Below are 14,680 nucleotides of genomic sequence, written 5' to 3' on the forward strand. Positions count from 1 at the left end.
AGCGACCCGCCAATGCATAATCTGCCAAAGTAGTGCTAGGCCGTAAACTCATAAATGGCACCCCCGAGGCGCCAAAATGGCGAACATATCGGGCCAAAGTGACCGCCGCGAAGGCTGGTGGCCTTTGCAAGGGCACTTTGGGCCGAGATGGAAGCCATTTTGGCGCCGCTTCGCGGTTTGACCCAAAGGCCCCCTCGCAGCGTCGAAAGCACTTGAAATATATAGTATATTCCTGCGCGCTTTCTCCTCGCGACGGGGCCTTTGGCCTCAAACCTCGGGGGTGCCATTTATGAGTTTACGGCCTAAAGACAGCAATCATGCGGGTGCTGATCGTGGAAGACAACGTGCGGCTGGCCGGGCTGCTGGCCGAGGCGCTGGGCCGCAGCGGGATCGTGTGCGACCGCGCCACCAGCCTCGATGGCGCCGAAGCCGCGCTCGACCTGGCGCGATTCGATGCCCTGCTGCTCGATCTGGGCCTGCCCGACGGCGATGGCCGCACCTGGCTGCAACGCCGCCGCGCCGCCGGCCTTGCCCTGCCCGTGCTGGTGCTCACCGCGCGCAGCGGGCTGGATGATCGCGTCGCGGGCCTTGATGCCGGAGCAGACGATTACCTGGTCAAGCCGGCCGAAGCGGCAGAGATCGCCGCCCGCCTGCGCGCCCTGCTCCGCCGTCCCGGCCCACGCGCCAGCGCGGTGATCGAAGTGGGGCCGCTGGCGTTCGATACCGCCACCCGCCAGGCCAGCATCGCGGGCACGCGGCTCGATCTGGCGCGGCGCGAGGCGGACCTGCTCGAACTGCTGATGCGCGGCGCGGGCAGCGTGGTGCGGCGCAGCCAGATCGAGAACGCGCTCTACAATTTCGACGAGGCGGTTTCGCCCAATGCGGTCGATGCCGCCGCATCGCGCCTGCGCCGCCGGCTGGAAGAGAAAGGCCTGGGCGCCATGCTCCACACCATTCGCGGGCTGGGCTATCTGCTGGAAGACCGCCGCTGATGACCGCCGGGCGCAGTTCGATCCGCGCGCGCCTGTCGCTGGGCCTGGGCATCATCTGCGCCTTTGCCGTGGCCACGCTGGTCTTCACCCTGTTCTGGGAATACGACATCACCCCCGGCGATCTCGCCGGGCCAGACCACAGCGCGGCCTGGCGCGAAGTGCGCGATCACGTGATCCTGCCGATCCTGGTGCTGATCGTGCCCACGCTGATCGCCACGACCTGGGTGATCGACCGCGCGCTGCGCCCGCTGGCCCGCTCGGCCCGCGCCATCGCCACCACGCCCGCGCAACGCGGCCTGCGCCTGCCGCACGAGGAACTGCCGGTGGAAGTGGCACCCTTCGTGGGATCGATCAACGATCTGCTGGCCCGGCTGGACAGCGCCGCCGCCCGCCAGGAAGCCTTTGCCGCCGATGTCGCCCACGAATTGCGCACGCCGCTGGCGATCATGGCAATGCAGCTCGACAGCCCCGATCCGATCGATCGCGCGCATCTGCGGCGCGAGATCACCGCCATGCACCGCCTGGTCGAACAACTGCTGCTGATGGCGCAGATCGAGGCCGAAGCCGCCACGCCGCAACCGGCGCAGCGCTTTTCGCTCGCCGCCGTGGCCGAAGACGTCGTCGCCGCGCTGGCGCCGCAAGTGATTGCCCTGGGGCGCGAGATCGCGCTGGAGGAACCGCCTGCCCGGCCGCTCGCGACCGTCGTCGGCCATCGCGAGGCCGTGGCGGCCGCGCTGCGCAACCTAGTGGAAAACGCCGTGCGCGTAACTCCCCCCGGCGGACTGGTGCGGGTGGCCGCCGGGCCGGGCGCATGTCTGCACGTGACCGACGAAGGCCCCGGCCTGTCTGCCGAAGCACTCGCCCGCCTCACCCGCCGCCACGCCCGCGCCGACCACGCCAGCCGCGATGGCGCGGGTCTGGGCCTCAACATCGTGGAGCGGATCATGGCCGCGCATGGCGGCACGCTGCGCAGCGATGCGGAACGGCGCACGCTGACCTTGCGCTTTCCCTATACGCCCTCATCCGGATCGACAGGCTGAGGTTTTCTTTACCCGTCAGGTTGTCGTCAGGCAGGCCCGATAACCGGGCGCCATGCAGAACAAGGCGATTCTCGGCGGCGCGGCCGCGTTAGCGGTCCTGGCGGCAGGCGGATGGTGGGCGCTGCGCACCCCGGCCACGATCAGCGTGGAGCCGGCCTCCGGTGCGCGCGCTCCGGCCATGGCCAACGGGTTGCTGGTGGTTGATCCGGCCAAGGCCGCCGCGCTTGGTATTGCCACCGCGCCGGCTCGCGCGGCCGCCCAAGTGCCGCTGGCCGATCTGCCCGCCACCATCGCCCCGCCGGCCAACGCGCGCGTGGCCGTGGCCGCCACGCTGCCCGGCACCGTGCTGCGCACCCTGGTGGTGGAAGGCGATGCGGTGGCGCGCGGCCAGGCCCTGGCGGTGATCGCCAGCCGCGAGGTGATGACTCTCTCGGCCGACCTCGCCCGTGCCCACGCCCGCGCCGGGGTGGCGCAATCGAGCGCCGCGCGCCTCGCGCAATTGAGCCGCGAAGGCATTATCGCCGGTGCCCGCGCGGATGAAGCCCGCGCGCAGGCGGCCGAAGCGGGTGCCGATGTCAGCGAAAAGGCGCGCATCCTCGGGCTGGTCGGCGCGCGCGGCGGCAACGGCACTTATACGCTCACCGCGCCGATCGCCGGCCGCGTGACCAAGGCCGATATCCAGGCCGGCATGCCAGTCGATGGCATGACCGCGCCCTTCGTGATCGACGCCGCCGGCCGCTATGAAGCCACCGCGCAAGTGCCGGAACGCCTGATCGGCCAGATCCGCGTGGGCCAGACCGTGCGCCTGCCGGTCGCAAATGGCAGCGTGAGCGGCACGGTCACCGCCGTGGGCAGCGCGATCGATCCGGCCACCCGCTCAGCCACGCTCAAGGCGCAACTGCCGGCCGATCCCGGCATCATCGCCGGCCGCGTCGGCTCGCTCACCGTCTGGAGCAAGGCCTCGGCGCAGGGCGGCAGCGGCGCGGTAACCGTGCCTGCCGGGGCGCTCACCATGATCGGGGCAGACGAAGTGGTCTTCGTCGCCACGCCCAAGGGCTACCAGCGCCGCACCGTGCACCGCCTTGGCGCGGGCGATGGCCAGGTCGTGCTCAAGGATGGCGTCCGCGCGGGCGAAGCCGTGGTCGTTTCCGGCACCAGCGCGCTCAAGGCGCTGGCCGAAGCGCACTGAGCGGGCCGGGCCGATGCTGCGCAAGCTTGTCGCTTTCTCGCTGTCCTATCGCCTGCTCGTGCTCGGGCTGGCACTGGCCGTGGCGATCCTGGGCACCTGGGCCTTTCTGGGCCTGCCGGTCGATGCCTATCCCAATATCGCGCAGACCCAGGTGAAGATCATCCTCAAGGCGCCGGGGATGACGCCCGAGGAAGTCGAAAGCCGGGTGATCACCCCGATCGAGACCGAGATGCTGGGCATTCCGGGGCAAGCCGTGCTTCGCTCCACCGCCAAGTATGCCATCGCCGACGTGACCATCGATTTCGTCGACGGCACCGACATCTATTGGGCGCGCAACCAGGTGGCCGAGCGGCTTTCCGGCGTGATGGCCGATCTGCCCGGCTCGGTCAGCGGCGGCATGGCGCCGATTTCCACGCCGCTGTCCGACGTGCTGATGTTCACTATCGACGGGCCACTCTCGCTTCAGCAAAAGCGCGAGCTGCTCGACTGGACGATCCGCCCTGCCCTGCGCACCGTGCCCGGCGTGGCCGATGTCAATGCGCTGGGCGGCTATGTCCGCACCTTTGAAGTGCGGCCCGATCCCACCGCGCTGGCGGCCGCGCACTTGTCCATCGCCCAGCTCAAGGCATCGATCGAGAGCGGCAACCGCAACGATGGCGCCGGCCGCCTGGTCACTGGCGAGGAAGCCCTGATCGTGCGCACGGTCGGCGCGATCCAGACCGAGGCAGACCTGGCCGCTCTGGTCATCGCCAATCCGCAAGGGCGCGTGCTGCGCCTGGGCGATGTGGCGCAAGTGGGCACGGGCAGCCTCACCCGCTATGGCGCGGTGACGCGCGGCGGCAAGGCCGAGGCGGTGGAAGGCCTGGTCATCGCGCTGCGCGGGGCCGATGCACAGAAAGTGGTTGCCGGGGTGAAGACGCGGCTGGCCGATCTGCAAGCCAGCCTGCCAGCCGGCACCACGATCCACACATTCTACGATCGCTCTGACCTGGTCAGCCGCGCGGTGTTCACGGTAGAAGAAGCGCTGGTCGAGGCGACGATCCTGGTGATCGTCCTGCTCGTTCTGTTCCTGGGCGATTGGCGGGCAGCGGCGATCGTGGCCGCCACGCTGCCGATGGCCGCGCTGATCACCTTCCTGTTCATGCACCTGTTCGGGCTTTCGGCCAATCTGATGAGCCTGGGGGGCCTGGCCATTGCCATCGGCATGCTGGTCGATGGCGCGGTGGTCGTGGTGGAAAACGTCGTCGAGCGCCTGAGCCTGCCCCACAAGGACGGAAATGCACGTGAAGACGACCTGCCCCGGCTCAACCAGGTGTTCCGTGCCACCGCCGACGTGATCGTGCCGGTGTCGGCGGGCATCGTGATCATCGCCCTCGTCTTTCTGCCGCTGCTCTCGCTCCAGGGGCTGGAAGGCAAGCTGTTTGCCCCCGTGGCGCTGACCATCGTCTTCGCGCTGGCCGGCTCGCTGCTGCTGGCGCTCACCCTGGTGCCGGTGCTCGCCTCGTTCGGTCTCAAGCGCGGGCACCATGGCGAACCATGGATCATGCGCTGGCTCACCCCGCGCTATCGCCGCCTGCTGGGTGGGGCCTTTGCCCGCAAGCGGCTGGTCTATGGCCTCTCGGCCACTGGCCTCGCCGTGGCCGTGCTGGCCTATGGCGCGGTGGGCAAGACGTTCATGCCGACGATGGATGAAGGCTCGGTGATCGTGCAGCTCACCAAGCTGCCCACGATCAACCTGGCGCAATCGACCCAGATCGACATGGCGGTGGAGCGCGCGCTCAAGTCCGTGCCCGAAGTGGCCGACGTGATCGCCCGCACCGGATCGGACGAGATCGGCCTCGATCCCATGGGCCTCAACGAAACCGACAGCTTCGTGGTGCTCAAGCCGCAGGGCGAATGGCGCGGCGACAAGGATTTCGTGGTGGAGCAGTTGCGCCACGCCACGCAAGGCCTGCCCGGCGTTCAGACCACGTTCACCCAGCCGATCGAGATGCGCGTCTCCGAAATGCTCACCGGCGCGCGCGGCGATCTGGCGGTGAAGATCTTCGGGCCTGACACCCGCGTGCTGGCCGATCTTGCCACCCGCATCCAGGCCACGCTCAAGGGCGTGCGCGGCGCCACCGAAGTGCTGACCGTGGCCAACGACAATGTCGATTACCTGCAATTGAACGTCGATCGCGTCGCCGCCGGGCGGCTGGGCATGCCGGTGGACCAGTTGCAAGACACCCTGCGCGCCAGCGTGGAAGGCATGCCCGCCGGCATCGTGGCCGAAGGGCAGCGCCGCGTGCCGATCGTGATCCGCGGTGACGATGCCCTGCGCAGCGATCCCACCCGCTTTGCCGACATGCAGATGGTCACCCCCTCGGGCACGGTGGCGCGCGTGGCCGACATGGCGCAGGTGGCGCGCACCACCGGCCCGGTCAAGCTCGATCACGAGAACGCCTCGCGCTTCGCGCTGGTCCAGGCCTTCGTCTCGGGCCGTGACCTGGTCGGCTATGTAGACGAAGCCAAGGCGCAAGTTGCGCGCACGGTGCCGCTGCCAGCCGGCTATCGCATCGAATGGGGCGGCCAGTTCGAAAACCAGCAGCGCGCCGCCGCGCGGCTGATGCTGGTGATCCCTGTGGCCCTGCTGCTGATCTTCGGCGTGCTGCTCGCCACCCTGCGCTCGCTGCGCGCTTCGGGCCTGATCCTCGCCAACATTCCCTTCGCCATGGTCGGCGGTATCGTTTCGCTGTGGGTTTCGGGCGAATACCTCTCGGTGCCGGCCTCGGTCGGGTTCATCGCCTTGCTCGGCATTGCCGTGCTCAACGGCCTGGTGCTGGTCGCCTATTTCCGCCAGTTGCGCGAGGAAGGCCTGCCCATGGCCCAGGCCGTGCGGCTGGGCGCGGAACGCCGCCTGCGCCCCGTTCTGATGACAGCCAGCATCACCGCGTTCGGCCTGGTGCCGCTGCTGTTCGCCAGCGGGCCGGGCTCGGAAATCCAGCGCCCGCTGGCAATCGTGGTGATCGGCGGACTGGTCACCTCCACTCTGCTCACGCTGGTGCTGCTGCCGATCCTGTTCGCGCGCTTTGGCGAAAGCGCGGCGGAACGCGACAGCCAGACCGACCTGCCGATGGGAGGGAACCATGGCTGACGTGCTGCTGACCGTCCACTGCGCGCGCCACGATGCGGAAAGCCTGGCCCTGGCCTTGCGCGCAGCGGCCGGCGCGCCGGTCCATTGGGCCGAAGAGGTCGTGCTGGGCCACGACTATGACGATGCCGGCACCGGCGAACAGGTCGAAGGCCTGCTGCGCCGCACCGCACTGCGCCTGATCGTGGCCGAAGCGCGCTGCGCCGCCGTGGTGGCCGCCGCCCAGGCTGCCCGCCGCCGTGCGCCCGTGCGCTGGCACGCGGTTCCCGTCCATTCCCACGGCAGGATTGCCTGATGCGCCGCTTCATCCCGCTGCTTTGCCTTCCGGTCCTGATCCCCGCTGCCGGTCTCGCCGCACCCGTTGCCGAAGTGCCCCCGCCCAACCTACCGCCCGAAGCCGTGGTGGTGGCCGCGCTCGACAACCACCCCACCGTGGCGGCCGCCGGCCAGCGCGTCACGGCCGCCCGCGCCGCCGCAACGGCGCTGGCCCGGGGTAGCCACGAAGTGCTGGTGACCGGCACGATCCAGGCGCGCGACGTGACCAACGAGCGGCGCTATGCCGAATTCGACACCCAGGTGCTGCGCCCGATCCGCCTGCCCGGCAAGGCCGCGCTCGATCGCGAGGCCGGCGTGCTGGGCGTGGACGTGGCGCACAATCGCATGGAGGACAGCCGCCACCAGGCCGCGCTGCTGCTCTCGCAATTGTGGTTCGACTGGCTCACCGCCGGGGAACTGCACCGCGTGGACCTGGCCAATGCCGCCGTGCTGGACGAAGCCCTCGCCGCCGTCACCCGCCGCCAGCAATTGCGCGATGCCGCCGCGCTCGATGTGGACCAGGCCCGCGCCGCGCGCGACCAGGCCCAGGGCACGGCGGCGATGAGCGCGGCCGACATGGCCCAGGCCCGCGCGCTGCTCGCCGCCAATTTCCCCGACCTGCCCCTGCCCGACCAGCCGCCCGCGCTGGGTGACGTGCCCACCCCCGCCAACGACCTGCCTGCGCTGCGCGACCTGGTGATTGCCCGCAGCCACGAGATCGGCGCGGCCGATCGCGAGGCCGCGCGGCTCGGCACCCTGGCGCGGCGGGCCGAGCGCGACCGCATCGCCGATCCCAGCGTGGGCTTCCGCGCCTTCAGCGAGCGCGGCGGCATGGAGCGCGGCGGCGGGCTGGTGCTGCAAATCCCGCTGGGCGGCGGCTATCGCAAGGCCCTGGCCGAGGAAGCCGGTGCCCAGGCCAGCGCCGGACTGCTCGATCTGGCCAATGTGCGCCGGGAAGTGGAGGCCATGGCCGATGGCGACCTCGCCAATGCGCGCGGCCGCCGCGCCGCGTGGGAAGGCATTGCCGCCTCGGCCCGCTCCACCATGCAGGCCGCCGCCCGCACCGCGCGCGGCCAGCAACTGGGCGCGATCGACCTCGCCGATGCCCTGCTCGCCCGGCGCCAGGCGCACGAGGCCGCCCGCCTGGAAGTGGCCGCGCGCAGCGAGGCGATCCGCGCCGTGGTCAAGCTGGAGATCGATTCCCACGTGATATGGGCCGACGAAGACACCGACGAGCATCCCCAATAGGGCCTGTGGAGATTTAGCCCATGGCGGGCTGCGAACGGCCGCTTTTCGCGCTTCCGGTGCTCACGTACCTAAAGTACGCTGCGCTCCGGGTCACGAAAATCAGCCATTCTCGCTCCACCCTGGCCTAAATCCCCACAGGCCCAAGGGCGGCGCAAGGTTTGCCCGCCGCGCTGTCCCGCAACGGAGCAGCGCTTTTGCGACATGGTTAGCGAATTTGACTCGCGCCCCGTCACCGGCTTGGAAGAACGCAACCGAACGCCCCCTTGTGGAACCGCCCGCCATGACTCTCTCGCCCCGATTCTCCCGTCCTGTCGTTTCCAGCCTGCTGGCGCTTGTGGCCACGCCGGCCTTTGCCGAGGTTCCACCTGCCGCGCTGCCCATGGTGGACCTCGCCCCGCCGCCTGCGGGCGTGATTGTCGCCCCGCCGCGCCTCGTCCAGCACGGCAATCATCTCGCCGTCGTCGCGCTGCTGCGCCACCAGGTCCAGACCGCCAAGGTGCGCCAGGGCGAACTCGTCGCGCGCTATCGCGCCGCAGGCGCGGCCAGCGACACTGTCGCCCGCGCGCGCTGCGATGTGCACCGCTGGCAGGAAGCCTGCACCGTCGCTCTTACCGGCCTTGACGGGGCCACGCCGCAACAGGTCAGCGTGGCGTTCCAGCCGCGCGGCTGATTGGCCTGCCGGGGCGGGCTTTTCACACAGCAGCAAAAAATCTGCATGATATTGCAACGCCGTGACGCAGGCTGAAACAGCGTCACAGGCCTGACATGCCCTCACCCTAGTGGCCGCGCCAACACCAGTGAGGGAACCCATTATCATGTCCTATCGCCACGTCGCGCTTCGCGGCGCCCGTCGTCCTGCCCTGCTGCTGGCCGGTGCCGCCCTGCTTGCCCTGCCTGCGCTGGCCCGTGCGGCCGAACCCGCGCCCGAGCCGGTCGCCGATCCCACGCTGACCGGCACGCTCGACCAGATCGTGGTGACCGCGCAGAAGCGCAAGACCGACCTGCAAAAGACGCCGATCGCGATTTCGGTGCTGAGCGGCGAAGCCCTGGCCGATCGCCACATCCAGTCGCTGGTCGATCTGCAATCGGGCGGCGTGCCCAGCCTGCGCGTGGCGCCGTTCTATTCGCGCAATTCCGCGCTGATCATGAACATTCGCGGCATAGGCGTGCTGTCAGACAGCAACCAGCCCGCGCGCGACCAGGGCGTGGGCGTCTATGTCGACGGCGTCTACCTCGGCCGCGCCCAGGGCCTGGGCACCGCGCTTTATGACATCGAGAACATCGAAGTGCTCAAAGGCCCGCAGGGCACGCTGTTCGGCCGCAACACCGAAGGCGGCGCGATCAACATCGTCACCAAGAAGCCCAGCGGTGAATTCCACGCCAATGCCCTGCTCGGCGCCGGCAACTACGGCAGCTACAAGGGTGAGATCCATGTCGACCTGCCCAAGTGGGGCAACCTTGCCGCCAAGATCGACGGCGTGGTCTCGCACCGCGATGGCATGGTGAAAAACCCGCTGGCCGGGCAGACCGATTTCAACTTCTACACCAAGCGGGGCCTGCGCGGCGAAGTGCTGTGGACGCCCACCAGCAATTTCAGCGCCGACTATGCCTATGACACGTCCTATGACGCATCCAGCCCGCTCTATGCCCAGACGGTGTCGGCGGGTTCGCTCAAGCGTCCGGCCGCCTATCCACTCGAACCCAACCGCGTCGGCGTTGCCGCCGTTGGCGTGCCCCAGCAGCCCAGCGTGGGCAAGACCCACGGCCATCGCCTGCTGCTCGAATGGCACCTCGATCCGCATCTCCAGGTAAAGTCGATCGCTTCCTACCGCGAACTGACCCAGTCGCAGTATGACAACGGCTCGGCCACGACCAGCGCGATCAGCGCCACCGGCAATTTCACCGGCACCAAGTTTGCCCGCTACAGCCTGGCCCAGTTCCGCCAGAACCAGGCGAGCGAGGAACTGCAACTGCTGGGCGACTATGACCGGCTCAAGTTCGTCGCCGGCGCGATGTGGTATCAGGAAAAGGTGCAGGACAACGCCCAGGCGTTCTATACCATGACCTTTGCCGATACCGCCGGCAGCACCACGATCATCCCCTATGTCAATTATGACGGCGTGACGATCGACCGCGCCAGCCATGTCACCACCACCAGCATCGGCGTGTTCGGCCAGGGCACCTATACCCCGGCGATGATGGACGACATCCTGCACCTCACCGTCGGCGCGCGCTTCACCCACGACAAGAAGGACGGCTCGCTGTTCACCGTCAACGGCGCCACCCCGTCGGTCAACGGCGTGACCGCGCCGCGCCTGCTCAATGCCAGTTGGTCGCGCGTCGATCCGATGGTCAACCTCGCGCTCGATGCCAGCCAGGACGTGCATCTCTATGGCAAGTGGAGCACGGGCTACAAGTCGGGCGGCGCCAACTCGCGCTCGCTGACTTATGCGCCGTTCAATCCCGAAACCGTCTCGATGTTCGAACTGGGCGCCAAGACCGAATTCTGGGGCAAGCGCGCGCGCTTGAACGTGGCCGCCTACACCGGCAGCTACAAGAACATCCAGCTCGATTTCAGCGCCAACTACCTGCAATACGATGCGCAGGGCAACCTGCTCAACACCACCCGCACCACCACCGAAACCCACAACGCGCCGGGTACGGGCCGCCTCAAGGGGATCGAGGCGGACTTCACGGTGAAGCCGATTCCGCAGCTCACGCTCGGCGCCAGCTATGCCTATACCAGCGTGAAGATTCCCAACACGTCCAACCCCTTCCCGCAGGCCAACGGGGTGATCATCACCACCCCGATCCCGATCTACCAGGTCTATACGCCCGAGCATGCCGCCAGCGGCACGGTGGACGTGACTCTGCCGGTCGCCACCTCGGAACTGCGCCTGCACCTCGACGCGAACTATGACAGCGGGTTCTACGCCAACTATGTCGACCCAGGCTTCAACACCGCCACGGGCCAAGTCACCCTGGCCCAGCCCAAGGGCGATGCCAACGTGGTGTTCAACGGCCGCGTGAGCCTGGCCGATATCCATCTCGGCCAGTCCGGCGCGACCATGCAGGTCTCGGTCTGGGGCCGCAACCTGTTCAACGAACAGCACATGTTCTACAAGTCGGCCTCGGCGCTGGTCGGCACCTACGGCTTCTTCAACGAAGCGCGCACTTGGGGCGTGGAAGCGCAGGTGCGGTTCTGATGCGCGGGCAACGCGCCCTTTCGCTCGGTCTTGGGCTGGCCTTGGCGGCCAGCCCGTGCCTTGCCCCCACCGCCTTTGCCCGGGCGCAGCAAGCCATTGCCAGCCGGGTGGATGGACGCACCCTGGTGGCCGATTGGCAGGCCAGGGGGCCGGTCGACGTCTACCTCGCCACCCGGCCCGATGGCCCGCTGGCGCAGGCGCGCCTGATCGCGCGGGGCGTGCGCAGTGGCCACGCCACGGTGCGCGCCGGCACCAGCCCTCGCCCCTACCTGCGCCTGCGCGATCGTGCCGATGGCACGGTCGTGACCGTGGCCGAACGCTGGCTGCCGCTGGCGCAGGGCTCCAACTTCCGCGATCTCGGCGGCTATCCGGCGGCCGATGGCAAGACCGTGCGCTGGGGCCTGATCTATCGTGCGGGCGCCACCCCGTTGCTCACTCCGGCCGATGTCGCCCAGGTGCGCGGCTTGGGCCTCGCCACGATGGTGGACTTGCGCTCCGACGAGGAACGCCGCCTGGCGCCCACGCGCCTGGCCGGGCAGGTGCATCAGGATGCCGTGCCCTATTCGATGATGGCTTTGTTCGCCGGGGCACAGGGCGGCAAGATGCCGAGCAACGGGGGCGCGCTCTACCGCCAGTTCCCCACGCTGCTGGCGCCGCAGGTCAGGCTGGTGTTCGACCGGCTCAAGGCCCAGGCCGGGCCGATCGAATACAACTGCTCGGCCGGGCAGGACCGCACCGGGTTCATGACTGCGCTGATCCTTGCCGCGCTCGGCACCCCGCGCGCGGTGATCCTGCGCGATTATGACCTGTCCACCGCGCTGCGCCGGCCCGAATGGGAAATGCCGAAAATCGATGCGGCCAAGGCCAGCGATCCGGTGGCGAAGATGTTTGCCGGATACCAGGCCAACCCGGCCATGGCCCGGCCGCAACCGCTGCATGATCCCGACGGCCGCCCGTTCCTGGCCAGCGCGATGGACGAAATCGATGCCCGCTATGGCTCGGTCGAAGGCTATCTGGAGAAAGTGGCCGGTGTCACCGCCGCCGACATCGCCATGTTGCGCAAGGCCTATACCGAATAGGCCAGGTCGCTGGCCGGGGGCGGCGCATGGCGCGCGGCCCCCTGCCACCAGGCCAGGCCCAAGGCCAGCCAGCCGCAGCCGAGCAAGAGCGCCCAGGCGCCCATGCCGCTCAGGATCACGGCGATCACCGCCAGCCCGACCAGCGGCGAAACGACATGCAGCCACAGGTTGCGCCGGGCACTGCGCCGGAAGCGCACGAACACGCAGACGTGCAACAGGGCAAATCCGGTCAGCGCGCCGAAATTGACCAGCGTTGCCAGGAAATCCATCGCGTCGCGAAACGCCAGCGCCACCACCAGCGACAGCGCGGTGGTGGCCAGCATCGCCACCCACGGCGTGTTGTGGCGCGCGTGCAACCGGGCGAACAGGGTGGGCACTTGTCCGTCGCGCCCCATGGCATAAAGCACGCGGGCCACGCCCACCTGCATCGGCAGGGCATTGGTAAAGCCCACGACCAGCGCAGTGAACCAGGCCAGCCCGGGCCTGGCCCAGGCACCCAGCATCGCGCCCGCCAACTCGTAATGCGCGGCGTCCAGGCTGGCGAAGTGGCGGCCGACCATGGCATTGCCCAGCACCCAGGTGGACAGCCCAAAAAACACCGTGGCCAGCGCCAGCACGGCCAGGATCGCCCGCCCCAGCGTGCGCCCGCTGCGGTCGGCGGTGTCCTCGGCCAGGGTGGAGACCGCATCGAACCCCAGGAAGCTGAGCACACAGACCGAGGTGCCCGCCAGAACGCCCTGCCAGGGCAGCGGATCGGCCCAGACCGGCGCGGGCGAAAAGGCATGGACCGGCCCCAGGAACAGCACACCTGCCGTCACCAGCACCATCATGACCGCAATCTGCGCGATCACGCTGACGGCGTTGAACGCGCTGGTCGAGCGGATGCCGAACCAGTTGACCGCCGTGGTAAAGCCCAGCAGCGCCACGATCCACACGGCGCGGTCCACCTCCGGCATCAACTGGCCCAGCGCCACGGCCATGATCACATAGACCAGCGAGGGGATCATCAGATAGTCGAGCAGGATCATCCACCCGCCCATGAACCCGGCAAACGGCCCGAGCGCCGCGCGGGCAAAGCCATAGAGCGATCCGGCGCTGCGCACTTCGCGCACCATCACGGCATAGCTGGCCGCCGTGAACGCCATGCACAGCCCGCCCAGCAGATAGGACAGCGCGATCAGCCCGTGCGCCTTGCCCCAGACCACGCCCAGCGTGTTGAGCGGCGCGGTCGGCGCGATCAGCGCGAGACCATAACCGACCAGATGCCAAAACCCCAACCGGCCTTGCAGGCCCGCACCTGCCCCGCCTGCCTCAGCCACGGGCAAAGCCTTCCAGCACATTGCCGACATTGGTGCCGATGTCGCCCACGGCATAGCCGCCTTCCATCACGAACAGCGTGGGCAGGCCCAGTGCCGCCACCCGCGCGCCGATCCGCGTGAAATCGGGGCTGTCGAGCCGGAAATGGCTGATCGGATCGCCGGCAAAGGTATCCACCCCCAGCGAGACCACCAGCGCCTGCGCGCCATGGGCCGCAATCGCCGCGCAGGCGGTATCGAGCGCCGCGCCATAGGCATCGGCCCCCGTGCCCCAGGGCAGCGGCAGGTTGAGATTGCAACCCACGCCCGCGCCGCTGCCGGTCTCGTCGGCAAAGCCGGCGAAGAACGGGTATTCCACCGCCGGATCGCCATGGATCGAGGCAAAGAACACGTCCGCGCGGTCATAGAAGATCGCCTGCGTGCCGTTGCCGTGGTGATAGTCCACGTCGAGCACCGCCACCCGCGCCACTCCCGCGTCGCGCATCGCCTGCACGGCAATCGCGGCGTTGTTGAGGTAGCAGAAGCCCCCCATTGCGCGCGGCCCGGCATGGTGGCCGGGCGGGCGGCACAGGGCAAAGGCAGCGCGCTCCCCGCCCAACACCGCCGCCGCCCCGGTCAGCGCGCAATCGGCGCTGGCCTGCACGGCCTGCCATGTGCCGGCGGTGATCGGCACGGCGGCATCGATGCTGTAGAACCCCAGTTTGCCGTCGATATGGTCCGGCGCCCGGTCGGCCCGCAGATCGCGCGCCGGCCAGGCATAGGGCAGCGCATCGCCGGTTTCGCCCAGCGCGGTCCATTCGTCCCAGGCACTGGCCAGGAAATCCAGGTAGTCCCCCGCGTGCACCCGCTCCAGCGGCGCACGGCCATGGGCCTTGGGCGCCACCACCGCCCCCAGGCCACGCGCGGTGACGCTGGCCAGAACCTGCTCCACCCGCGCCGGCATCTCGAAGCAGGGCACGATCCGCCCGCGATAGAATTCGCCCGCGCCGTGATGCAGCCGGTGCGCATCGCTGTGGATCGTCAACATGGTGCCCCCGCCATCCCTGTATCACACCCCTGTGATCGCAGCATCATGCCTGTTTTGCCCGGCATGGCAAGCCGGTTGCGGGGGCAAAGTCGCACCACCGGCTGGGCCGGTTAGAACCGCTGCGCGGAACACATCAAT

The 14,680-nt window shown here is 68.9% G+C and carries 11 protein-coding genes; 9 read left to right on the forward strand and 2 right to left on the reverse strand.

Annotated elements, in window-relative coordinates; translation table 11 throughout:
- Positions 1-317: 317 nt before the first annotated feature.
- From IE191_RS12450 to IE191_RS12490, 9 genes are all read left to right on the forward strand, one after another.
- Complete coding sequence (locus IE191_RS12450; RefSeq protein WP_191324698.1) at positions 318-992, forward strand: response regulator; 675 nt, start codon at positions 318-320, stop codon at positions 990-992.
- Positions 992-2,032, forward strand: coding sequence for a sensor histidine kinase (locus IE191_RS12455; RefSeq protein ID WP_191324699.1), 1,041 nt, complete (start codon positions 992-994; stop codon positions 2,030-2,032). The genes IE191_RS12450 and IE191_RS12455 overlap by 1 nt, the downstream gene beginning before the upstream one ends.
- Before the next feature lie 52 nt (positions 2,033-2,084).
- The gene (locus IE191_RS12460) at positions 2,085-3,221 is read left to right on the forward strand and encodes an efflux RND transporter periplasmic adaptor subunit (RefSeq protein ID WP_191324700.1); all 1,137 of its coding nucleotides are present in this window, start codon (positions 2,085-2,087) and stop codon (positions 3,219-3,221) included.
- 13 nt (positions 3,222-3,234) lie between these two features.
- Complete coding sequence (locus IE191_RS12465) at positions 3,235-6,354, forward strand: efflux RND transporter permease subunit (protein WP_191324701.1); 3,120 nt, start codon at positions 3,235-3,237, stop codon at positions 6,352-6,354.
- Positions 6,347-6,646, forward strand: a complete 300-nt coding sequence (locus IE191_RS12470) for a DUF3240 family protein (protein WP_191324702.1) — start codon at positions 6,347-6,349, stop codon at positions 6,644-6,646. The genes IE191_RS12465 and IE191_RS12470 overlap by 8 nt, the downstream gene beginning before the upstream one ends.
- Positions 6,646-7,914, forward strand: coding sequence for a TolC family protein (locus IE191_RS12475; RefSeq protein ID WP_191324703.1), 1,269 nt, complete (start codon positions 6,646-6,648; stop codon positions 7,912-7,914). The genes IE191_RS12470 and IE191_RS12475 overlap by 1 nt, the downstream gene beginning before the upstream one ends.
- Positions 7,915-8,194: 280 nt before the next feature.
- Positions 8,195-8,584, forward strand: a complete 390-nt coding sequence (locus tag IE191_RS12480) for a hypothetical protein (RefSeq protein WP_191324704.1) — start codon at positions 8,195-8,197, stop codon at positions 8,582-8,584.
- A 145-nt stretch (positions 8,585-8,729) separates the two neighbouring features.
- Complete coding sequence (locus IE191_RS12485; RefSeq protein WP_191324705.1) at positions 8,730-11,120, forward strand: TonB-dependent receptor; 2,391 nt, start codon at positions 8,730-8,732, stop codon at positions 11,118-11,120.
- Entirely contained in the window at positions 11,120-12,199 is a 1,080-nt protein-coding gene (locus tag IE191_RS12490; RefSeq protein WP_191324706.1) for a tyrosine-protein phosphatase, read from the forward strand. Before IE191_RS12485 ends, IE191_RS12490 begins: the two co-directional genes overlap by 1 nt.
- Here IE191_RS12490 and IE191_RS12495 read toward each other — a convergent pair.
- Together IE191_RS12495 and IE191_RS12500 are read right to left on the reverse strand one after the other, a co-directional pair.
- A complete protein-coding gene (locus IE191_RS12495) occupies positions 12,187-13,518 on the reverse strand; it encodes an APC family permease (protein WP_191324707.1) in 1,332 nt (443 codons plus the stop codon). The two genes, IE191_RS12490 and IE191_RS12495, sit on opposite strands and share 13 nt — an antisense overlap.
- Entirely contained in the window at positions 13,511-14,542 is a 1,032-nt protein-coding gene (locus IE191_RS12500) for a histone deacetylase family protein (protein WP_191324708.1), read from the reverse strand. Before IE191_RS12500 ends, IE191_RS12495 begins: the two co-directional genes overlap by 8 nt.
- Between the last annotated feature and the right edge of the window lie 138 nt (positions 14,543-14,680).

It is taken from the genome of Novosphingobium pokkalii, assembly GCF_014652855.1.
GTDB lineage: Bacteria > Pseudomonadota > Alphaproteobacteria > Sphingomonadales > Sphingomonadaceae > Novosphingobium > Novosphingobium pokkalii.

Coding starts and splice junctions, on each gene's coding strand:
- IE191_RS12450 (WP_191324698.1), top strand. CDS start 318: ATGCGGGTGCTGATCGTGGAAGACAACGTGCGGCTGGCCGGGCTGCTG.
- IE191_RS12455 (WP_191324699.1), top strand. CDS start 992: ATGACCGCCGGGCGCAGTTCGATCCGCGCGCGCCTGTCGCTGGGCCTG.
- IE191_RS12460 (WP_191324700.1), top strand. CDS start 2,085: ATGCAGAACAAGGCGATTCTCGGCGGCGCGGCCGCGTTAGCGGTCCTG.
- IE191_RS12465 (WP_191324701.1), top strand. CDS start 3,235: ATGCTGCGCAAGCTTGTCGCTTTCTCGCTGTCCTATCGCCTGCTCGTG.
- IE191_RS12470 (WP_191324702.1), top strand. CDS start 6,347: ATGGCTGACGTGCTGCTGACCGTCCACTGCGCGCGCCACGATGCGGAA.
- IE191_RS12475 (WP_191324703.1), top strand. CDS start 6,646: ATGCGCCGCTTCATCCCGCTGCTTTGCCTTCCGGTCCTGATCCCCGCT.
- IE191_RS12480 (WP_191324704.1), top strand. CDS start 8,195: ATGACTCTCTCGCCCCGATTCTCCCGTCCTGTCGTTTCCAGCCTGCTG.
- IE191_RS12485 (WP_191324705.1), top strand. CDS start 8,730: ATGTCCTATCGCCACGTCGCGCTTCGCGGCGCCCGTCGTCCTGCCCTG.
- IE191_RS12490 (WP_191324706.1), top strand. CDS start 11,120: ATGCGCGGGCAACGCGCCCTTTCGCTCGGTCTTGGGCTGGCCTTGGCG.
- IE191_RS12500 (WP_191324708.1), bottom strand. CDS start 14,542: ATGTTGACGATCCACAGCGATGCGCACCGGCTGCATCACGGCGCGGGC.